The following is a 19,053-nucleotide window of genomic DNA, read 5'->3' on the forward strand; positions in this document are numbered from 1 at the left end:
ACTCCCACGCTTACCGGATGAACTCTACCCGAGAGCACAGATCGCCCTCGAAACTGTAGACGGCGACTACCTCGAACGGCTCGACAAGCTCCGATCCATCGGTTGCCGGGCCGCGCGTCACATGTTCACGCATCAGAACGTAATTGCCGATCTGCTGCGCTTCGACGATATCGGCCCTGTTCTCGGGCCAGCGCGCGAAAGCGGCGGCAAGGCCCGATCGCGTGCCTTCCTTGCCCTCACGCACGACGGCGCCGCGATAGTTCGCCTCGCTGGCATCGTCGGTCATGTAAGACACGTATGTGTCCACGTCCTGCGCGTTGTAGGCCGCGATCATGGCCTTGGCGGTTTCCAGATTGCTCACCGGTCGCACTCCCCGAAGACGACGTCGATGGCGCCCAGGATGGCAGTCGCGTCCGGCAGCATGTGGCCCTTTGACATGAAGTCCATCGCCTGCAGGTGGCTGAACGCGGTCGGGCGGATCTTGCAGCGGTACGGCTTGTTGGAACCGTCCGAGACCAGATAGACGCCGAACTCGCCCTTGGGGCTTTCGGTCGCCACGTACACTTCGCCGGCGGGAACGTGGAAGCCTTCGGTGTAGAGCTTGAAGTGATGGATCAGTGATTCCATCGAGGACTTCATCTCGGCGCGCTTGGGCGGCACCACCTTGCGATCGTCCGATGCGATCGGGCCATCGGGCATTTCGCGCAGGCACTGCTTCATGATGCGGGCCGACTGGCGCACTTCCTCGACGCGGACCATGAACCGGTCGTAGCAATCCGAGTTGGTGCCGACCGGGATTTCGAAGTCCATGCGATCGTAGACGTCGTAAGGCTGCGCCTTGCGAATATCCCAAGGAATGCCAGCGGCGCGGATCATCGGACCGGAGAAGCCCCACGCCAGCGAGTCTTCCTTGCTGGTGATCGCGATGTCGACGTTGCGCTGCTTGAAGATGCGGTTGTCGCACACGAGGCTCATCGCATCTTCGAACAGGCGCGGCAGTCGGGTGTCGAGCCAATCGGCGAGATCCGTCAGCAGCTTGAGCGGCACGTCCTGATGCACACCGCCCGGGCGGAACCAGGCCGAGTGCATGCGGGCACCGGAGGCGCGCTCGAAGAAGTTGAGGCAGTCCTCGCGGATTTCGAACAGCCACAGGTTCGGGGTCATCGCGCCCACGTCCATAACGTGGCTGCCCATGTTGAGCATGTGGTTGCAGATGCGCGTCAGCTCGGCAAACAGCACACGCAGATACTGGGCGCGCAACGGAACTTCCAAGTTGAGCAGCTTTTCGATGGCGAGCACGTAGGAGTGCTCCATCGCCAGCGGCGAGCAGTAGTCCAGCCGATCGAAATACGGGAGAGCCTGAAGGTACGTCTTGTGCTCGATCAGCTTTTCGGTGCCGCGATGAAGCAAGCCGACGTGCGGATCGATCCTTTCGATGATCTCGCCGTCCAGCTCCATCACCATGCGCAGCACGCCGTGCGCCGCCGGGTGCTGGGGGCCGAAGTTGATCGTGTAGTTGGTGATGACGTCGTCGCCGGTCGTGGGCGACTGCTCGAGCTGCATGCTCACTTGTCGTCTCCCTTTTCAGGACGGCTTTCGGTATCGTCAGGCGCTTCGGCGTCCTTGCCGTCCGACGCGGTGGCAGGAGCATCGGCCGACGCCTTTTCCGCCGACTTGTCGTTCGCTTTCGCACCGGCGCCGGTGTCGGCGGTCGTTTCCGTAACCTTGGGCTTTTCTACCGGCGGCGGAGCAGCAGCTTCTGCCGCCTTCTCGTCACCCGGCAGCACGTAGTCCGCGCCTTCCCAGGGGCTCATGAAATCGAAGCTGCGCAGGTCCTGCGCCAGCTTCACCGGTTCATAGACAACGCGCTTGTCTTCCTCGGAATAGCGCAGCTCGACATAGCCGGTCAGCGGGAAGTCCTTGCGGAAAGGATGCCCTTCAAAGCCATAGTCAGTGAGGATACGGCGCAAGTCCGGGTTGCCCGCGAAGACCACACCATACATGTCGAACACTTCGCGTTCCAGCCAGCCCGCGTTCGGCCACAGGGTAGTGACTGTCGGCACCGGCGTGTTTTCCGCGGCGGTCACCTTCACCAGCAGGCGATGGTTCTTAGTCACCGAGAGTAGCATGTAGACGACATCGAAGCGCTCGGCCCGCGAGGGATAGTCCACCCCGGCCATTTCCATGAGCTGCTGATAGCCGTGGTCATCACGCAAAGCGCGCAGGGCGTTCTCGATCTCGGGCCGCGCGATGGTTAGCACGATCTCGCCATGCTCCTCCTTCGAGGCGACGACAGCGGAACCAAGCGCCGAAACCAGGGTATCGAGCACGCCGTCGTTCGAGGCGATCTTGGGTGCGGAATGCAGAACGGGCATCTGGCCTTACCTCTCGACAGTGCCCACGCGGCGGATCTTGCGCTGCAGCTGCATCACGCCATAGAGCAGCGCTTCGGCTGTCGGCGGGCAACCGGGCACGTAGATGTCCACCGGCACGATCCGGTCACAGCCGCGAACGACCGAGTAGCTGTAGTGATAGTAACCGCCGCCATTGGCGCAGCTGCCCATCGAAATGACGTACTTGGGCTCCGACATCTGGTCGTAGACTTTGCGCAGAGCCGGGGCCATCTTGTTGCACAGCGTGCCCGCCACGATCATCACGTCCGACTGACGCGGAGATGCACGCGGGGCAGCCCCGAAGCGCTCCATGTCGTAGCGGGGCATGTTGACGTGGATCATCTCGACCGCGCAGCAGGCGAGGCCGAACGTCATCCACCACAGCGACCCGGTGCGGGCCCACTGGAACAGTTCTTCGGTGCTGGTGACGAGGAAGCCCTTGTCGGACACTTCCTGGTTCAGGTCCTTGAAGAATGAACCATCCGGCGCGACGACATTGCCGTGCGCGGTTCCGGGATGGGCGGCGCCGGCAAGCGGCTGGCCGGCGGAATTTACGAGAGGTGAGTTCATGGCCGTGCTCATTCCCAGTCCAGAGCCCCCTTCTTCCACGCATAGGCGAGGCCGATGGCCAGTTCGCCCAGAAATACCATCATCGTCGTCCAACCGGCCCAGCCCGTCATGTTCAGCGAAACCGCCCAAGGGAACAGAAACGCGGCTTCGAGATCGAAGATGATGAACAGGATGGCGACGAGGTAGAACCGCACGTCGAACTGGCTGCGCGGATCCTCGAACGCGGGGAAGCCGCATTCATATTCGCTGTTCTTGTCTTCGCTGGGCTGGTGCGTACCGGTCAGCCGCGCAACGCCCATGGGCAGAAACACGATAACCGACGACAGCCCCAGCGCGATAACCAGGAATATCAGAATTGGCAGGTATTGTGACAGATCGGTCAATGGTCTCTTGCCTCATACCGGGTACGACGTTGACGGATTCAAAAAAGTAATGGGCGAATGCCGTCAAGATTGGCGCGCTCTTAGGCCAGCGCCGGAACCGCCGCAAGGTCTTCAATGGGATAAAATCGCCTCTTCACCCCTTGTTGAACGCCAGAAATATGCCGTCACCTGCCTGTTTTGATGGGGGCAACTCTCTGGCTGCCGATTTGCGCAATCGCACCGGGCGTTTGGCGCAAATGACATCGCGATCGAGAAATACAGTCGCAATTTGGCAGCAACGTCCCGATCTATCGATCCGCGGTGTTATTGCAATTGACGCAATGCAACATTATTCCGGCGGCAAACCGGAACAGCAACTTTGAAAGGTACGTTCATGGCACAGATCTCGGCTTCCGATCCGATCGTCATCCTCAGCTACGCGCGGACCCCGATGGGTGGACTGCAAGGGGTATTCGCCGATGTGTCAGCCACCGACCTTGGCGCCACGGCGGTGAAGGCGGCGGTGGAACGTGCGGGCGTTTCGGGCGACGACATCGAACGCATCTATATGGGCTGCGTGCTTCCGGCCGGACTTGGTCAAGCCCCTGCCCGTCAGGCCGCGATCAAGGCTGGCCTGCCCAAGTCCGTTCAGGCGACCACGGTAAACAAGGTGTGCGGATCGGGCATGCAGACGGTCATCATGGGTGCCGAGGCACTGGCTTCGGGTTCGCTGGATGTCGTGATCGCGGGCGGCATGGAATCGATGACCAACGCGCCCTACCTTTCCAAGAAGCATCGCTCTGGCGCCCGCGCCGGCCATGACACGATCTACGACCACATGTTCCTGGATGGTCTGGAGGATGCCTACGAAGGCGGATCCATGGGATCGTTCGCACAGGTCACGGCCGACGAATATCAGCTGACGCGCGATGCGCAGGACGATTACTCAATCGAGTCGCTCCGTCGCGCACAGAGTGCAATCTCATCCGGCGCCTTCAAGGACGAGATCGTCCCGGTTACCGTCAAGAGCCGCAAGGGCGAGAGTATCGTCGACACCGATGAACAGCCCGGCAAGGGCAATCCGGACAAGATCAAGACCCTTCGCGCGGCTTTCGCGAAAGACGGTACGATTACGGCCGCATCGTCCAGCTCCATTTCGGATGGTGCGGCAGCTGTCGTGCTGACCCGCAAGAGCGTGGCCGACGCGAAGGGGCTGTCTCCAATCGCCACGGTGGTCGGCGTTGCTGCCCACGCACAGGAGCCGTCGAAGTTTACCACCGCACCGGTCGGCGCGATCACCAAGCTGATGGACAAGGTTGGCTGGCAGCTTTCCGACGTCGACCTGTTCGAAGTGAACGAGGCCTTCGCTTGCGTCGCCATGTTTGCGATGCATGATCTGGGCATTGCGCACGACAAGGTGAACATCCACGGCGGCGCGACCGCCCTTGGCCACCCCATCGGCGCATCGGGCACGCGCATCATCGTCACACTCATCAACGCCCTTAAGGAAAAGGGCCTGAAGAAAGGCGTGGCAAGCCTGTGCATCGGCGGTGGCGAGGCTACCGCAGTGGCGATCGAACTCGCCTGATCACGCCCTGATCCACTTCAGTTGCATCAGCCCCCGCCCTGACCGGCGGGGGTTTTTGTTTGACTCGGGCTCTCGGCAGGAGTGCCATTCGGGCGGAATCAGAAGTGGAGCACCTTATGCTGCCTGTCATCACCGCCTTTCGCAATTCACCCGACCGTGGCCAAGGCCATGCGCGCGACATGCGAGTGCGCTGGGCGCTGGAGGAAGTGGGCCAGCCTTACGACGTGGAGCTGATGACCTTCGATGAACTAAAGGCTCCCGAGTATCGCCGCCTCCATCCTTTCGGGCAAATCCCCACGTTCGACGATGGCGGGTCTGTCCTGTTCGAATCCGGGGCGATCGTGTGGCACATAGCCAGCAAGCACGCCGGGCTTCTGCCCAAGGATCCGGATGGCAAAGCCCGAACCCTGACATGGATCTTTGCCGCTATCGACACCGTCGAACCGCCGATCTTCCAACGCGCCCTGTGCATGGTATTGGAGCGCGACAAGCCCTGGTTCGCGGAGCGCCTGGAACTGCTTGATCAGCAAGTTCGCAGCCGCCTGGACAGCTTATCGCAATGGCTGGGCGATGCCGAATGGTTGGATGGCGATTTCAGCGCCGCCGACCTGGTGATGGTGACTGTCCTGCGGCGACTGGAGAATTCCGAGATGCTCGAGGACTATCCCGCGATAGCCGCCTACCTCGATCGCGGGACCGACCGCCCGGCCTTCAAGCGCGCGTTTGCGGCGCAGCTGGCGGTGTTTCAGGACACGCAAGCCCATCCAGGACAACCGTCCGAGGCCTAGGGCGCGCCTGTACCCCACAACGCGTCTTCGCGAACGAAGCCCTTGTGCCCCGACGCATCGAAGCCGCACCAGCCATCCTTGCACGGCCCCAGCAGCCCGACCACGCCCGGCTCTATCCGCCAGAGCATCGGCGAGCCGCTTTTGCCTTGAGCATGCATCTCGATCAGCCCATCGCTCTTGACGATTCCTGCCCGCTGGCGTGACAGCAGCAAGTCACGCATCCAGCCCTTTTCCCCCGCCGGGTCCTGCACCAGCCGCCATGACCCTTCGCGGCGCAGCACTTTTACCGGAAGGTTCGGACGGCGGTATACCCAGTCGATCCGATACGAATCGCCGGGGCCGACGCGCAAGTTAGCGATCTCCGCATCGACCGACGCCCAGTAAGGCACTTTGTCGTCGTCCGCCGCAGTAGCGGGCAGCGCGATCATCATTCCGGCCAGGCCCAGCAAGCATGCGGCGACCAGTGGAAATCGGATTCTGAAACGGATCATGACTAGTCTTTATCGCGCGCGAAGGCATTGCTTCAAGGCTTCTTGACCGCAACCCTGTGGAAGGCATAGCCCAGGCATCATGTCAGCCACCAGCGAACCGATCCGCCCGATTCCGCCTCGCCCTCGCGTAATCGTCACGCGCCGGCTGCTCCCCTCGGTCGAAGCGCGGATGGCGGAATTGTTCGACGTCGTGCTGAATGCCAACGATACCCCGATGTCGCGCGATCAGATCATGGCCGCAATGCGCGATTGCGACGTACTGGTGCCGACCGTCACCGATGCCATCGACGCTGAAATGATTGAGCAAGCCGGAGAACGGCTCGGCATGATCGCCAGCTTCGGCGCGGGAACGGACCATATCGACATTGCCGCCACTCGCGCCCATCGCATCATGGTCACCAACACGCCGGGCGTATTCACCGACGATACCGCTGATCTGACGCTGGCGCTGATCATTCTCGTTTCCCGCCATTTTGGAGAGAGCATGCGCGTCCTGCGCGATGGTCGATGGGAAGGCTGGGGTCCGTCATCGATGCTCGGTCATGCGCTGGGCGGTCGCACTCTTGGCATCGTCGGGATGGGGCGGATCGGCCAGGCGGTGGCTCATCGCGCCGGGGCGTTCGGGATGGAAATCCGCTACACCAACCGGAACCGACTGCCCGGAGCAGTGGAAAACATGATGTCGGCACGGTACGAGCCGGATCTCAACACGCTGATCGCCCAATCGGACGTGCTGACCCTGCATTGTCCGGCCGGACCGGACACGCACCACCTGATCGACGCGCGGCGGATCGGGCTGATGCGGCCGGACGCCGCCATCATCAACACTGCTCGCGGTCAACTGATCGATGAAGCGGCGCTGATCGAAGCGCTCTCGTCAGGCCGTATCGGCGGCGCCGGACTGGATGTCTTCGCGCACGAACCCCAGGTCGATCCACGCCTGCTAGCGCTCCCTAATCTCGTTGCGATACCGCACTTGGGCAGTGCCACTTACGAAGGACGCGGCGCGGCGGGAGAGCGCCTCATTGCCAACATCCGCTTCTGGGTCGATGGCCACAGGCCGCACGACATGGTGCTGCCCGCACTTCCCTGAAGCGCGGGCGTCAGCCTGATTGCCGTGGCCCCGATCAGTCGCCGGTAAGGATCCGGTCGACCAGTTCCTTTACAGTCGGCGTAAAGCCGTTGGAATAGAACGGGTCCTGCTTGAACTTGTAGGCAGCATGGCCCGCGAACATCAGGTTTTCGTCGATCGGGCCACCATGGGCGATGTCCTGCAGAGTCTTCTGGATGCAGAAGCTGCGCGGGTCGGCAAGGCGGCCTGTGGTGTAGTCGTCATGGTCCTTCCACGACGAGAACCCGCAGTGCGACAGGCAGCCCATGCAATCAGTCTGGTCCTGCCGGATCACGTCGCGTTCTTCCGGCCCGACGAAGACGATGGTGTCGTCCGGCGTGCGAAGGCCATCGGTGAAGCCGCTTGCCGACCATGTCCGCGCGCGTTCCAGATCCTTGGGGGTGACCCAAAAGTTCTTGCCCTTGACGCCAACGTCCAGCCGCACGGTATGCTCGCCCGCCTCGACCTTGGAATAAGGGATCTGGCGTTCGGAACGCGCCTCCAGACTACGCAGAAACGGATTGCGCACCGCCGAGGAATAGAACCCGGTGGGTGAGAAGCGATGAAGCAGCACGTCGCCCGGCTCCAGTTCGCGCAGAGCATCCTTCCACTGCTGCGGGATCGGGCTTTCGTGGGTCAGCAGCGGCCGCGTGCCGTACTGGAACGCGATGCTGCCAAGCTCCGGATTGTCGATCCAATTTTCCCAATCACGCAAGAACCAGACGCCGCCCGCCATCACGATCGGGGTCGAATCCGCGATCCCTTCGGCGCGCATCGTATCGCGCAGCGCCTTGACGCGGGGATAGGGATCTTCCGGCTTCAACGGATCTTCGGCATTGGAAAGGCCGTTGTGACCACCCGCCAGCCAGGGATCTTCATAGACCACCGCGCCCAGCAAATCGGGGACCTTGCTGTAGGCGCGTTTCCACAGCGCGCGGAAAGCGCGGGCGGAGCTGACGATGGGCAGGTAGTTTACGTTGAAACGCGCCGCGATCTCGGACAGCTTGTACGGCATGCCAGCACCGCAGGTTACGCCGGTGACCATGCCCCGGGTCTGTTCCAGAACGCCCTCGAGAATGGTCTGCGCGCCGCCCATTTCCCACAGGACGTTGATGTTGATCGCGCCCTTGCCCTCGGAAATCTCATAGGCCCGTCGCACCTGTTCGACCGCGCCATCGATGGCATAGTTGATCAGTTCCTGATGGCGTTCCTTGCGGGTCAGCGCATTGTAGACCTGCGGGACGATCTTGCCCTCGGCATCATAGCTGTCGGCGTTGACCGCACTGACAGTGCCGATGCCGCCAGCCGCCGCCCAGGCGCCCGAACTCAGGTGATTGGTGGCGGATACGCCCTTCCCGCCTTCGACCAGCGGCCAGACTTCGCGACCGCCATACAGTATCGGCTTGAGACCCTTGAAACCCATCTTCTCTTTCGTCTTTCCCAAGCGTTCGCGCGTCAGCGCGGAGGTTTGTCGGCGTCGTTCGGCGCTTCGCCAGAAATGCGGCAGGGCACGATATCCGCCGGCGCAGGGCGGGCACCCGATAGCTCGAACTGCGCATAATAGCCCTGCATCGCCGGCTTGCGAACAAATTCCGTCAATCGTAGCCCAACGGACGCGAATTCGCAGAACAACAGCCGCGGCGCAATCCCATGTGCGTCGGTCGGCCGGTCTACATCCACGACCACAACCTTGCCACCAGGCCGCAGCGCCCCGCGCATTCGCCACAGGAAAGCGTAAGGCTCGGCCACTTCATGATACATGTGGACCATGAAGATGCGGTCGAAGCTGTTGGCAGGCAGCCGTGGATCGTCCGCTGTGCCCAGCTTGATCGACACGTTTTCCAGTTGTTCGCGAAGGACGCGGCTGCCCAGCAGTTCGTTGGCCCTGGGATCGATATCCTCGGCCAGTACGCGGCCCTTCTTGCCAACCCGTTGCGCGAGGCGGGTTGTGTAATAGCCCTCGCCCGCGCCGAGATCGGCAACGCTCATCCCGGGTTCGATGCGCGCCAAGTCCATGACCACGTTCGCCTCGTTGACGCTATCGCGCTCCACTTCAGTCGAAAAGCGCGTCGCGCCGATCTTGGAAATCGGGCGATCCGGCAGCGGGAACTGGCGTGATGTCAGCGTGCGGCCATCATCCACGGTCGGCTTCTGGCAAGCACTCAGTGCCAGCAGCAAAACCACGGGGGCAAGATGGAACGCGCGGACCATGCGGCCCCTTAGCCGCTCATGGCGGTGATGGCAAAAACCTTGAGCGTGCATCGGGTCACTTGCGCCTTTTATCAAGACGCCAGCCTTCACTTCAATCCGCGTCCTCGACCTCGACCTTTTCGCCCGTCACTCGCTGCGAAAGGGCGGCGGCCATGAACGGATCGAGTTCACCGTCGAGCACATCGTCCGGCGCGGTGGACACCACGCCGGTGCGCAGATCCTTGACCTGCTGATACGGCTGCAGGACGTAGGAACGGATCTGGTGACCCCAGCCGATATCGCTCTTGCTCGCGTGTTCGGCGCTGGCGGCTTCCTCGCGTTTGCGCATTTCCTCTTCGAACATGCGTGCCTTGAGCATGCCCATGGCGATCTCGCGGTTCTTGTGCTGCGACCGGTCGATCTGGCTGGCGACGACGATGCCGGAGGGCTGGTGCGTGATGCGGACGGCCGAATCGGTGGTGTTGACGTGCTGCCCGCCCGCGCCCGATGCGCGATAAGTGTCGATCTTCAGGTCGGACGGATTGATGTCGATCTCGAACGTATCGTCGATCACCGGGTAGACCCATACTGACGAAAAGCTGGTGTGGCGCCGCGCGGAGCTGTCGTAAGGACTGATGCGGACCAGACGGTGAACACCGCTTTCGGTCTTGGCATAGCCATAGGCGTTCTCGCCCTTGATCAGCAGCGTGCAGCTCTTGATGCCGGCCGCCTCGCCCGAGTGGTAATCGACCAGTTCGACCTTGTAGCCCTTCCGCTCCGCCCAGCGGGTGTACATGCGCTGCAGCATCTCGGCCCAATCCTGGCTTTCGGTGCCGCCCGCTCCGGCATGGACTTCAAGGTAGGTGTCGTTCGAATCCGCCTCGCCGCCCAGCAGCGCCTGGATCTTGTCGGCATCGGCCCGATCGGCCAGCGCTGCCAAGGTCGCGAGGCCCTCGTTGATCGTGTCCTCGTCGTTTTCCATCTCGCCGAGTTCGACGAATTCCATCGCGTCCGCCATCTCGGCGCTGATCTGGTTGACGGCGCCGATCGAAGCTTCCAGCCGGCGGCGTTCCTTCATCACCGCTTCGGCTTCCTTGGGTTTATCCCACAAGGTCGGGTCTTCGACGCGCGCGTTCAGTTCATCGAAACGGCGCAGCGCACGGTCCCAGTCGAGGAACTTGCGAACCAGCGCGAGCGCCTTTTCGATGCGAACAATGTGGGCCTGCCCCTCGGCACGCATGACGGAAATCTCCAACGAAACTGATGAGCACGCGCATAACGCGGCGCGCGCGGATGTAAAGCGCGCGGCTCGGCTGCACGGCAATGCGACCCCCGGATGAGGGCCGTATCGATGCGCTAGGTCAGTTCTTCAGTTTCTGGACCGCAGCCAGCGAAAGCTTGACGTGATCGCGGTAGTCCAGCTCCGAATGCACCATGGTGATGCGGCCATCCCTGGCGATGACGTAACTGGTCCGGTCAGTCATCCCGGCAGGTGCGCCCGGCTTTTTCAGCGCGACGTCATAGTCCTTGATGATCGCCGGCGTGGCTGCTGCGACGGCAAACTTGTCCCGGCAGGCTTCGGTGGAGAATTTCTGCAGCGTGGGCAGATCGTCCGCCGACATGCCGATCACGGTAGCGCCGGCCTTGGCAAATTCAGGCGTGGCTTCGGCGAAGGCGTGCGCTTCCAGAGTGCAGCCCTGCGTGAACGCCTTGGGGTAGAAGTACAGCACGACCGGGCCACGCTTCAGCGCCTGCTTCAGGTCAAACGACATGACCTTGCCGCCCTTTGCGCCCTTGGTGACGAAGGCCGGAGCCTTGGCCCCAACCGCTAGGCTGGCGTTGGCGATGCCCGGGACGAGCGTGAGGGTTGCGGCTGCCAGCGAGGCAAGAATGGCTCTGTTCATGTGTGCACTCTGGCGCGACTGGCGCTCGCTGTCCAGCGGCAACGACGGCCACCTCGATACTTGACCCGGCCCCCGGTGTGACCACAAGGAGGCGGCATTCTTATCAGTACGGAAAACCTCGCCATGGCCGATCTAGCAGACCGCCCCCGCCGCAGCGCGCTTTACTTGCCCGCCTCCAACGCCAAGGCCATCGCCAAGGCGCGCACCCTGCCCTGCGACGTGGTGATCCTCGACCTTGAGGATGCGGTTGCCCCCGAAGCGAAAGAGGACGCGCGGGCTGCTGCCCTTGCCGCCGTGGCGGAAGGCGGCTTCGGCCATCGCGAAGTGGCCATTCGCGCAAACGGCATCGACACCGAGTGGGGCGCGGCAGACCTGGCGGCGATCGCCGGTTCGGGCGCGGACGCGGTGCTTGTCCCGAAAGTGAATGGTCCGCAGGATATCGAGCGCTACGAGGCGGCCTTGGCTGGAGCGCCCACTGCGATGCAATTGTGGGCGATGATCGAAACCTGCGCCAGCGTCTCCGCCCTGGAGCCGATTGCCGCCATGGCGCCTTCGACCCGGCTGTCGCTATGGATCATGGGGGTCAACGATCTGGCCAAGGAAATGCGCGCCAGACTGACCCCCGATCGCACGCCATTCCTACCGTTCCTGTCGATGGCGGTGGCTGCCGCGCGGGCGCACGGGGTCGCGGTGCTTGATGGCGTCTGCAACGAATTTCGTGATCTCGACGCCTTCGAAGCAGAGGCGCGGCAGGGCCTTCTGTTTGGTTTCGACGGTAAAAGCCTGATCCATCCCGCCCAGATAGACCCGTGCAATGCAGTGTTCTCTCCGGGCAATGCTGACCTCGCCTGGGCGAACGCGGTCATCGACGGTTTTGCCCTTCCGGAGAACCAGGGTAAGGGAGCCATCCGTGTCGATGGCAAGATGGCAGAGCTGCTCCATCTGGAGCAGGCCCGGCGCCTGATCGCCGTGGCCGAGCGGATCACCGCTGCGGGCTAACCGCCCTCGGCAACCGCAGGGACTTTTTCGATCGGTCCGGCTTCATTCGCGATAACTTTCAGCACGGCGGCCCAGGCATCGACATTCTGCTGCAAGGCGGCGGGGTCGACTTTGTCGAGCGTGTCGTCGGGCGTGTGATGCAGGTCGAAGTAGCGCATGCCGTCCTGCCCGAGGTCGATCACTGCGAGTTGCTGGGCCGCGATGATGGCTTCAATGTCCGCGCCTCCATCGGCCCTGCCCTTGTCCGGCACGATACCCATCGGCCATAGCGCGGCTTTTACTTTCTCAGCCAACGGCCCATTTTCGGGAGCGGTGGCAAAGCGCACGCGCCAGACCCTGTCCGCGCCGAAGTCACTTTCCATGGCGACGGCGTGCTTTTCCGCTCCGTGCAGTGCGCGGTAATGCTCACCGCCTCCTCCGGCGAGGCCCATCTCCTCGTTGCCGGACCACAGTACGCGGATGGTCCGCAGGGTCTGTCCGCCCTGCTGCGCGGCTAGCGCCGCTGCGCTGACGATGCCGCAACCAGAGGCATCGTCCACTGCGCCGGTGCCGAGGTCCCACGAATCGAGATGGCAGGCGACGAGGATCATGGGCAGCGACGGATCCCTGCCGGGCAGGTCGGCGATCACGTTGCCCGATGTGGCGTTCGGAAACGGCTTGCCCATCAGGGTGAGGTCGATCGCCAGCGGCTGGCCTCGCTCCGCTGTCCGGGCGATGAGGTCGGCGTCGGGATTGGAGACCGCGCCTGCAGGAATTGGCTTCACGTCCTTGTCGAATACGGTGATGCCAGTGTGAGGGTTGCGATGGCTGTCCGTCCCGGCCGACCGGATGACCACGCCAGCCGCACCCTTGCGCGATGCGATTGACGGACCTTTCCGGCGCACATTGCCATACGGACCATAACCCGAGCCATCCTGCGACGCGCGCATCGCGTGATCGATGAAAGCGACTTTGCCTTTAAGTGAGCCGTCGGAAGCCGCCTCCAGCGCCGCGAGGGTGGGGAAATAGACCAGTTCGGCCTTCAATCCCCCCTTGGGAGTAGGCACGGAAAAGCCGAGTGCGGTGATCGCCAGCGGCTGCGCGTAAGGCGCGGTCAGGCGCGCGCTCTCGGGCCCACGCTGCCAGGCGAGCGTCTTGAATTCCTCCACCCGCACATTTTGAAAACCGAGCGCCTTGAGCCTGGCGGCTCCCCAGTCCCGCGCGCGATCCTCGGCAGGAGATCCGGCGGGGCGTGGGCCGACCTCGGTCGTCAGGCCTTCAACGATGTCCCATGCAACCCCCGTCCCGCTGACCGGCGTCGCGAAAGCGGTGACGCTGGAAATAGTCGCACCCCCGACGGCCAGAGCGGCGGCGAAGCGTAAGGCGGGGCGAGGCTGGGAAAAGATGCTCATGGCGCGAAGTGCTACCGCGCTGCCGGGTGCGTGCCAAGGTGCACCAATCGCATTTCCCGCGATCCGACTTGATACCCGCCCAGCCGCGCCCATCTTGCGGGGTGATGCGCAGGCCTGTAAGGGCCGCCCCAAGCAAATTCCAATCGTGTAATTCATCCAAAGGACGCCCATGGCCGCCCAATACGCCTACGTCATGAAGGGCATGACCAAGACTTTCACCGGTGCTCCCAAGCCGGTGCTCAGCGATATCTCGCTGCAATTCTACCAAGGTGCCAAGATCGGCATCGTCGGCCCCAACGGCGCGGGCAAATCCACGCTGATCAAGATCATGGCTGGCATCGATACGGACTTCACCGGCGAAGCCTGGGCGGGCGAGAACATCACTGTCGGTTATCTTGAGCAGGAACCGGAACTCGATCCGACCAAGTCGGTGCTGGAAAACGTCAAGGACGGCGCGCGCGAGACCGCCGATCTGGTCGACCGCTTCAACGAGATCTCCAACATCATGGGCGATCCGCCGGAAGACGTCGATTTCGACGCCCTGATGGAAGAAATGGGTGATCTGCAAGGCAAGATCGACGCCGTCGACGGATGGACGCTCGACAACCAGCTTGAGATCGCCATGGAAGCGCTGCGTTGCCCGCCGGGCGACTGGCCGGTGGACAGCCTCTCCGGTGGTGAAAAGCGCCGCGTCGCCCTGACGCGCCTGCTGATCCAGAAGCCCTCGATCCTGCTGCTTGACGAACCGACCAACCACCTGGACGCCGAATCCGTCGAATGGCTGGAAAATCACCTGAAGGAATACGCGGGCGCGGTGCTGATGATCACCCACGATCGCTACTTCCTCGACAACGTGGTGGGTTGGATCCTTGAACTCGACCGCGGAAAATACTTCCCGTACGAGGGCAACTATTCGACCTACCTCGAAAAGAAGTCCAAGCGTATGGAGCAGGAGGACCGCGAGGAATCCGGTCGCCAGAAAGCGCTCAAGGAAGAACTCGAGTGGATCCGGCAGACCCCTGCCGCGCGCCAGACGAAGTCAAAGGCGCGTATCCGCAAGTTCGAGCAACTCCAGGATGCCCAGGCCGGTCGCAAGCCCGGCAAGGCCCAGATCGTCATCCAGGTGCCCGAACGCCTTGGCGGCAAGGTTATCGAGGTGAACAACATCTCGAAGGCCTATGGCGACAAGCTGTTGTTCGAGGACCTGTCGTTCATCCTGCCGCCGGGCGGCATCGTTGGCGTGATCGGCCCGAACGGCGCTGGCAAGTCCACCCTGTTCAAGTTGCTGACCGGCAAGGAAACCCCGGATTCCGGTACGATCGAGATGGGCTCCACCGTCCACCTCGGCTTCGTGGACCAGAGCCGCGACCATCTCGACCCCAAGAAGAACGTGTGGGAAGAAGTGTCCGAGGGTCACGATTACATGACCGTCAACAAGCACGAGATGTCGACCCGCGCCTATGTGGGCGCGTTCAACTTCAAGGGCGCGGACCAGCAGAAGAACGTCGGCAAGCTGTCGGGCGGCGAACGCAACCGCGTCCACATGGCCAAGATGCTGAAGCTGGGCGGCAACGTGCTGCTGCTTGACGAACCGACCAACGACCTCGACGTGGAAACGCTGGGCGCGCTGGAAGAGGCGATCGAGAATTTCGCCGGTTGCGCCGTGGTTATCAGCCACGACCGCTTCTTCCTTGACCGTCTGGCCACGCACATCCTGGCGTTCGAGGGCAACAGCCACGTCGAGTGGTTCGAGGGTAACTTCGCCGCCTACGAAGAAGACAAGCGCCGCCGCCTGGGCGACGCCGCTGACCGTCCGACGGCGTTGGCCTACAAGAAGCTTACGCGCTGACGCTCAGCCAGCATTTCAGCAGAGAAATGAATGAGCCGCCGTCCCTCATTGGGATTGGCGGCTCATTCATTTTTGCAAGTTGAATTATGAATAATCGGTCATATCTCGGTTCACATCCAATACAGCGCACCTCGTTTACTAACGAACTCACGATGAGCCGCGATTAACCCCCGGCGAATTCGGTTTTGGAGACCGGAAAATGGCACATAAGATCAAGAATAAGTCAGGTGTTCTCTTCACCGTCGGCGCCATGGCATTGGCGCTTGCAGGACTATCGACCCCCAGCTTCGCGCAGGATGCGAACCAGGGTCGTCGCGGTGACCGTGGCGGTGAAGCAAGACAGGATCGCGGTCCGCGTGGCGACAACGGCGGACGTGGAGGCTGGCAACGTGGCGAATCTCGCCCGGCGCCTGCACCGGCTCCAGCCCAGCGCGACCGTGATTCGTCGGTGCGGCAAAACCTGCCTGGCTGGGCCGGCGGCACACGCAATGGCGAACCGGTCAGCCGGACCAACCCGCCCCAGACCAACAACGTGCGAGTGATTGAAAACCGCAATCGTCAGGAATGGCGCGATCGCGACGGCCGCCCCGGCAATGACGGTGGCTGGCGCGGCAACGACGGTCGCGGAGGCGACAACCGCTGGCGCGATAACGATCGCCGCGACAATGATCGTCGCGACAACGACAACCGCTGGCGGGATAATGACGGCCGCGGTCGAGGTGACGGATGGCGTGATAACGATGGTCGCGGGCGCCCTGAAGGCTGGCGCGGCAACGACGGCGGCAATGGCTGGCGCGGTAACGACGGTCGCTGGCGTGACAATGACCGCCGGGACAATGACCGCTGGCGCGGCAGCAACGGCCAGTCGCGTTCATGGGACCGTAACGGCTGGCGCCGGGACAACCGCTACGATTGGCAGAGCTACCGCAATCGTAATCGTTCGGCCTATCGCATCGGTCGCTATTCCGCACCATACCAGAACTATTCCTATCGCCGCCTCGGCATAGGTGTTTCGCTGGGCTCGGTGTTCTACGGCAACCGCTACTGGATCAACGACCCGTGGCAGTATCGCCTGCCTGCCGTCTACGGCCCCTATCGCTGGGTTCGCTACTACGACGATGTCGTGCTGGTGGACACCTATTCCGGTGAAGTAGTGGACGTGATCTACGACTTCTTCTGGTAAGTTAAGTACTGCCGGATGACACGAGGCCCCTGGGTTCGCGAGAACCCGGGGGTTTCGCATTCAATGACCGCTATCGTCCGGCGTTTTGGCTGCGATGTGCTTGAACAGGTGGTCCATCCGCTTGTGCAGCCTGATCAGCTCCAGCTGCGTGCGCAGGTTCACTTCGTAATCATGGCGCGCGGCGATGCGGTCTTTATAGGACTGCCGGTTCTGGCTCATCATGATGAGCGGCGCCTGGATGGCTGCCAGCGTCGAAAGCAGCAGGTTCAGGAAAATGTAGGGATAAGCATCAAAGGCGTGCAGCCCCAACGCCTCCAGTATCCGGCTATTGATCAGCATCCACCCCAGCAGCACCACCGTGAATGCGATGATGAAGCCCCACGAACCACCGATCGCCGCCACCCGATCCGCCAGCCGATCGCCGAAGCCGGCATTCAGCGCCGCTTCTTCCTGTGCATCCGGTCCCATCACGGTTCCGGCGGCGATGCGTTGCAAGACGCGCTGTTCCTCGGCATCGACATCGCTGAACTTGCGGCCGAGGAGCTCCTCGCACAGCTGTTCGGCGGTGCGATGCTCGCCGTTCATGCGGCCAGCGCTTCGGCGATCAGCTTGCGGGTTTCGGGCACGCCGTAAAGCGCGATGAAGCTGCCCATGCGTGGCCCCTGTGACGATCCCAGCAGCGTTTCGTACAGCGCCTTGAACCAGTCCCTAAGGCTGGCGAAGCCATGCGTTTCGTTCTTCCCGATCTCGTAGACCATGTTCTGCAGCTCCTCCGCCGAGGCATCGGGGCCAGCCGCCGCCAGCTGCGCGTCCAGAGCTTTCAGCGCGTCGGCCTCGTTCGGCTCGGGTGAGCGGCGCTTGAGCGTCGGGGCGATGAAATCGCGGTTGGTGGCAAGAGCCGCGCGGACCAGTTCGCCCAGTTCCGGGTGCGCCTGCGGATTTGCGTCGGCGACGTAATTGCCAAGATAAGACCATACCTGATCCGCCGTCGCATCCGCGCCAAGGACGCCGACAAGGTTCAGCAGCAACGCGAACGTCACCGGCAGCGTATCGCCTGCCCCCCCCTGCTCGCCATTGGTGCGAAGCAAGTGCCAGACCGGATTGCCCAGCTGCTTGTCCAGCGCCTGGTCGGCCAGGTTGCCCCGGAACTGCCAATACTCATCGACCGCCTTGGGAATGACGCCGACATGCAGTTGCTTGGCACTCTTCGGTTCGCGGAACAGATAGAATCCCAATGACTCCTCGGTGCCGTAGGTCAACCACTGTTCGATGGTCAGGCCATTGCCCTTGGACTTGGAAATCTTCTCGCCATTCTCGTCGAGGAACAGTTCGTAGATCAGCCCTTCCGGTCGGCGACCACCCAGGATCTGCACGATCTTGCCGGACTGCGTCACGGAATCGGTAAGGTCCTTGCCGCACATTTCGTAATCGACGCCGAGCGCATACCAGCGCATCGCCCAGTCGACCTTCCACTGCAGCTTGGCCTGACCGCCGAATGCAGTCTGCTCCACAACCGATCCATCGACGTCGGTGAAGCGGATCATTCCAGTGGCGGCGTCGAGCACTTCGACCGGCACTTGCAGCACGACCCCGGTCGTCGGCGAAACCGGCAGCACCGGCGAGTACGTCTTGCGGCGTTCCTGACGCAAAGTCGGCAGCATGACGCCCATGATGCCGTCGTAATGCGCCAGGACGTTGCTCATCGCCGCATCGAAGCCGCCCGAATTGTAGCGATCGCTCGCCGACACGAACTCGTAATCGAACCCGAAGCGATCAAGGAAATCGCGCAGCATCGCGTTGTTGTGATGCGCGAAACTTTCCGACGTGCCGAACGGATCGGGAATGCGGCTGAGCGGCTTGCCAAGATTGGCCGTCAGCAGATCCGCGTTCGGGATATTGTCGGGCACTTTGCGCAAGCCGTCCATATCGTCGGAAAAGGCGACGAGCCGCGTTGGCGCACCGCCCGTCAGCGCCTCGTACGCGCGGCGCACGAGCGTTGTGCGCAGGACTTCCTGAAACGTGCCGATATGCGGCAGGCCAGATGGACCGTAACCGGTCTCGAACAGGACCGGCGCCGGTTTTCCATCGGGGCCGGTCTTGCCCTGGGGATAGCGCTTGAGGAGCTTCTGCGCCTCCTGGAAAGGCCAGGCTTTGGATACGCGAGCGGCTTCGATCAGGGCATTTTCGGTCATGCCGCGCTCTTTGGCCAAATGCGCGCATTTCGCAAGAGCAAC

Annotated in this window: 20 protein-coding genes; 7 read left to right on the top strand and 13 right to left on the bottom strand. The window is 62.5% G+C overall.

Annotated elements, in window-relative coordinates; all coding sequences use genetic code 11:
• Positions 1 to 10: 10 nt before the first annotated feature.
• The 5 genes from ACZ1JM_RS07885 to ACZ1JM_RS07905 are packed head-to-tail and all read right to left on the bottom strand — an operon-like array spanning position 11 to position 3,346.
• Positions 11 to 361: a nuclear transport factor 2 family protein gene (locus ACZ1JM_RS07885; RefSeq protein ID WP_465134282.1), complete on the bottom strand. Its 351-nt coding sequence runs from the start codon at positions 359 to 361 to the stop codon at positions 11 to 13.
• Positions 358 to 1,569, bottom strand: a complete 1,212-nt coding sequence (locus ACZ1JM_RS07890) for an NADH-quinone oxidoreductase subunit D (protein WP_465134283.1) — start codon at positions 1,567 to 1,569, stop codon at positions 358 to 360. The genes ACZ1JM_RS07885 and ACZ1JM_RS07890 overlap by 4 nt, the downstream gene beginning before the upstream one ends.
• Entirely contained in the window at positions 1,566 to 2,375 is an 810-nt protein-coding gene (locus tag ACZ1JM_RS07895; RefSeq protein WP_465134284.1) for an NADH-quinone oxidoreductase subunit C, read from the bottom strand. Before ACZ1JM_RS07895 ends, ACZ1JM_RS07890 begins: the two co-directional genes overlap by 4 nt.
• Positions 2,376 to 2,381: 6 nt before the next feature.
• Positions 2,382 to 2,963 carry a NuoB/complex I 20 kDa subunit family protein gene (locus ACZ1JM_RS07900; RefSeq protein ID WP_465134285.1) on the bottom strand — a complete coding sequence of 194 codons (582 nt, stop codon included), beginning with the start codon at positions 2,961 to 2,963 and terminating at the stop codon, positions 2,382 to 2,384.
• A gap of 8 nt (positions 2,964 to 2,971) precedes the next feature.
• Complete coding sequence (locus ACZ1JM_RS07905) at positions 2,972 to 3,346, bottom strand: NADH-quinone oxidoreductase subunit A (RefSeq protein WP_465134286.1); 375 nt, start codon at positions 3,344 to 3,346, stop codon at positions 2,972 to 2,974.
• A 143-nt stretch (positions 3,347 to 3,489) separates the two neighbouring features.
• Between ACZ1JM_RS07905 and ACZ1JM_RS07910 the strand changes: the two genes are divergently transcribed.
• The 3 genes from ACZ1JM_RS07910 to ACZ1JM_RS07920 all read left to right on the top strand — a co-directional run bounded on the left by ACZ1JM_RS07910 (position 3,490) and on the right by ACZ1JM_RS07920 (position 5,701).
• Positions 3,490 to 3,708, top strand: a complete 219-nt coding sequence (locus ACZ1JM_RS07910; RefSeq protein ID WP_465134287.1) for a hypothetical protein — start codon at positions 3,490 to 3,492, stop codon at positions 3,706 to 3,708.
• An 11-nt stretch (positions 3,709 to 3,719) separates the two neighbouring features.
• The gene (locus ACZ1JM_RS07915; protein WP_465134288.1) at positions 3,720 to 4,913 is read left to right on the top strand and encodes an acetyl-CoA C-acyltransferase; all 1,194 of its coding nucleotides are present in this window, start codon (positions 3,720 to 3,722) and stop codon (positions 4,911 to 4,913) included.
• A 116-nt stretch (positions 4,914 to 5,029) separates the two neighbouring features.
• Positions 5,030 to 5,701: a glutathione S-transferase family protein gene (locus ACZ1JM_RS07920; protein WP_465134289.1), complete on the top strand. Its 672-nt coding sequence runs from the start codon at positions 5,030 to 5,032 to the stop codon at positions 5,699 to 5,701.
• On the opposite strand, the gene ACZ1JM_RS07925 is transcribed toward ACZ1JM_RS07920, so the two are convergent.
• Positions 5,698 to 6,192 carry an SH3 domain-containing protein gene (locus tag ACZ1JM_RS07925; protein WP_465134290.1) on the bottom strand — a complete coding sequence of 165 codons (495 nt, stop codon included), beginning with the start codon at positions 6,190 to 6,192 and terminating at the stop codon, positions 5,698 to 5,700. The two genes, ACZ1JM_RS07920 and ACZ1JM_RS07925, sit on opposite strands and share 4 nt — an antisense overlap.
• Before the next feature lie 79 nt (positions 6,193 to 6,271).
• Between ACZ1JM_RS07925 and ACZ1JM_RS07930 the strand changes: the two genes are divergently transcribed.
• Positions 6,272 to 7,285 carry a 2-hydroxyacid dehydrogenase gene (locus ACZ1JM_RS07930; RefSeq protein WP_465134291.1) on the top strand — a complete coding sequence of 338 codons (1,014 nt, stop codon included), beginning with the start codon at positions 6,272 to 6,274 and terminating at the stop codon, positions 7,283 to 7,285.
• A gap of 34 nt (positions 7,286 to 7,319) precedes the next feature.
• On the opposite strand, the gene ACZ1JM_RS07935 is transcribed toward ACZ1JM_RS07930, so the two are convergent.
• The 4 genes from ACZ1JM_RS07935 to ACZ1JM_RS07950 form a co-directional block, all read right to left on the bottom strand.
• Positions 7,320 to 8,726 (bottom strand): NAD(P)H-dependent flavin oxidoreductase, encoded by a 1,407-nt coding sequence (locus tag ACZ1JM_RS07935; protein ID WP_465135013.1) that lies wholly within the window; start codon positions 8,724 to 8,726, stop codon positions 7,320 to 7,322.
• A 32-nt stretch (positions 8,727 to 8,758) separates the two neighbouring features.
• Positions 8,759 to 9,514: a class I SAM-dependent methyltransferase gene (locus ACZ1JM_RS07940; RefSeq protein ID WP_465134292.1), complete on the bottom strand. Its 756-nt coding sequence runs from the start codon at positions 9,512 to 9,514 to the stop codon at positions 8,759 to 8,761.
• Between the two features lie 91 nt (positions 9,515 to 9,605).
• Positions 9,606 to 10,733: a peptide chain release factor 2 gene (gene prfB, locus ACZ1JM_RS07945; protein WP_465134293.1), complete on the bottom strand. Its 1,128-nt coding sequence runs from the start codon at positions 10,731 to 10,733 to the stop codon at positions 9,606 to 9,608.
• A 121-nt stretch (positions 10,734 to 10,854) separates the two neighbouring features.
• Complete coding sequence (locus ACZ1JM_RS07950; protein WP_465134294.1) at positions 10,855 to 11,397, bottom strand: peroxiredoxin; 543 nt, start codon at positions 11,395 to 11,397, stop codon at positions 10,855 to 10,857.
• Between the two features lie 123 nt (positions 11,398 to 11,520).
• Here ACZ1JM_RS07950 and ACZ1JM_RS07955 point away from each other — a divergent pair, with 123 nt between their 5' ends.
• Entirely contained in the window at positions 11,521 to 12,396 is an 876-nt protein-coding gene (locus ACZ1JM_RS07955; protein WP_465134295.1) for an HpcH/HpaI aldolase/citrate lyase family protein, read from the top strand.
• On the opposite strand, the gene ACZ1JM_RS07960 is transcribed toward ACZ1JM_RS07955, so the two are convergent.
• Positions 12,393 to 13,787, bottom strand: a complete 1,395-nt coding sequence (locus tag ACZ1JM_RS07960) for a M28 family peptidase (RefSeq protein WP_465134296.1) — start codon at positions 13,785 to 13,787, stop codon at positions 12,393 to 12,395. The two genes, ACZ1JM_RS07955 and ACZ1JM_RS07960, sit on opposite strands and share 4 nt — an antisense overlap.
• A 169-nt stretch (positions 13,788 to 13,956) precedes the next feature.
• On the opposite strand from ACZ1JM_RS07960, the gene ettA reads away from it, so the two are divergent.
• Positions 13,957 to 15,636, top strand: coding sequence for an energy-dependent translational throttle protein EttA (ettA, locus tag ACZ1JM_RS07965; protein ID WP_465134297.1), 1,680 nt, complete (start codon positions 13,957 to 13,959; stop codon positions 15,634 to 15,636).
• A gap of 199 nt (positions 15,637 to 15,835) precedes the next feature.
• Positions 15,836 to 16,819 (top strand): RcnB family protein, encoded by a 984-nt coding sequence (locus tag ACZ1JM_RS07970; protein WP_465134298.1) that lies wholly within the window; start codon positions 15,836 to 15,838, stop codon positions 16,817 to 16,819.
• Positions 16,820 to 16,879: 60 nt separating this feature from the next.
• Here the strand turns inward: ACZ1JM_RS07970 and ACZ1JM_RS07975 are convergent, their stop codons facing one another.
• Positions 16,880 to 17,404: a DUF1003 domain-containing protein gene (locus ACZ1JM_RS07975; protein ID WP_465134299.1), complete on the bottom strand. Its 525-nt coding sequence runs from the start codon at positions 17,402 to 17,404 to the stop codon at positions 16,880 to 16,882.
• On the bottom strand, positions 17,401 to 19,011 hold the full coding sequence (locus ACZ1JM_RS07980; protein WP_465134300.1) for a lysine--tRNA ligase: 1,611 nt from the start codon (positions 19,009 to 19,011) through the stop codon (positions 17,401 to 17,403). The genes ACZ1JM_RS07975 and ACZ1JM_RS07980 overlap by 4 nt, the downstream gene beginning before the upstream one ends.
• Positions 19,012 to 19,053: the final 42 nt, after the last annotated feature.

It is taken from the genome of Novosphingobium sp. BL-S-24 (assembly GCF_055521575.1).

Excerpts from the sequence above, each read along its gene's own strand:
- ettA (WP_465134297.1), top strand. The coding sequence starts at position 13,957 with ATGGCCGCCCAATACGCCTACGTCATGAAGGGCATGACCAAGACTTTC.
- ACZ1JM_RS07975 (WP_465134299.1), bottom strand. The coding sequence starts at position 17,404 with ATGAACGGCGAGCATCGCACCGCCGAACAGCTGTGCGAGGAGCTCCTC.
- ACZ1JM_RS07925 (WP_465134290.1), bottom strand. The coding sequence starts at position 6,192 with ATGATCCGTTTCAGAATCCGATTTCCACTGGTCGCCGCATGCTTGCTG.
- ACZ1JM_RS07900 (WP_465134285.1), bottom strand. The coding sequence starts at position 2,963 with ATGAACTCACCTCTCGTAAATTCCGCCGGCCAGCCGCTTGCCGGCGCC.
- ACZ1JM_RS07980 (WP_465134300.1), bottom strand. The coding sequence starts at position 19,011 with ATGACCGAAAATGCCCTGATCGAAGCCGCTCGCGTATCCAAAGCCTGG.
- ACZ1JM_RS07930 (WP_465134291.1), top strand. The coding sequence starts at position 6,272 with ATGTCAGCCACCAGCGAACCGATCCGCCCGATTCCGCCTCGCCCTCGC.
- ACZ1JM_RS07915 (WP_465134288.1), top strand. The coding sequence starts at position 3,720 with ATGGCACAGATCTCGGCTTCCGATCCGATCGTCATCCTCAGCTACGCG.
- ACZ1JM_RS07955 (WP_465134295.1), top strand. The coding sequence starts at position 11,521 with ATGGCCGATCTAGCAGACCGCCCCCGCCGCAGCGCGCTTTACTTGCCC.
- ACZ1JM_RS07970 (WP_465134298.1), top strand. The coding sequence starts at position 15,836 with ATGGCACATAAGATCAAGAATAAGTCAGGTGTTCTCTTCACCGTCGGC.
- ACZ1JM_RS07940 (WP_465134292.1), bottom strand. The coding sequence starts at position 9,514 with ATGGTCCGCGCGTTCCATCTTGCCCCCGTGGTTTTGCTGCTGGCACTG.
- ACZ1JM_RS07895 (WP_465134284.1), bottom strand. The coding sequence starts at position 2,375 with ATGCCCGTTCTGCATTCCGCACCCAAGATCGCCTCGAACGACGGCGTG.
- ACZ1JM_RS07935 (WP_465135013.1), bottom strand. The coding sequence starts at position 8,726 with ATGGGTTTCAAGGGTCTCAAGCCGATACTGTATGGCGGTCGCGAAGTC.
- ACZ1JM_RS07950 (WP_465134294.1), bottom strand. The coding sequence starts at position 11,397 with ATGAACAGAGCCATTCTTGCCTCGCTGGCAGCCGCAACCCTCACGCTC.
- ACZ1JM_RS07920 (WP_465134289.1), top strand. The coding sequence starts at position 5,030 with ATGCTGCCTGTCATCACCGCCTTTCGCAATTCACCCGACCGTGGCCAA.
- ACZ1JM_RS07960 (WP_465134296.1), bottom strand. The coding sequence starts at position 13,787 with ATGAGCATCTTTTCCCAGCCTCGCCCCGCCTTACGCTTCGCCGCCGCT.
- prfB (WP_465134293.1), bottom strand. The coding sequence starts at position 10,733 with ATGCGTGCCGAGGGGCAGGCCCACATTGTTCGCATCGAAAAGGCGCTC.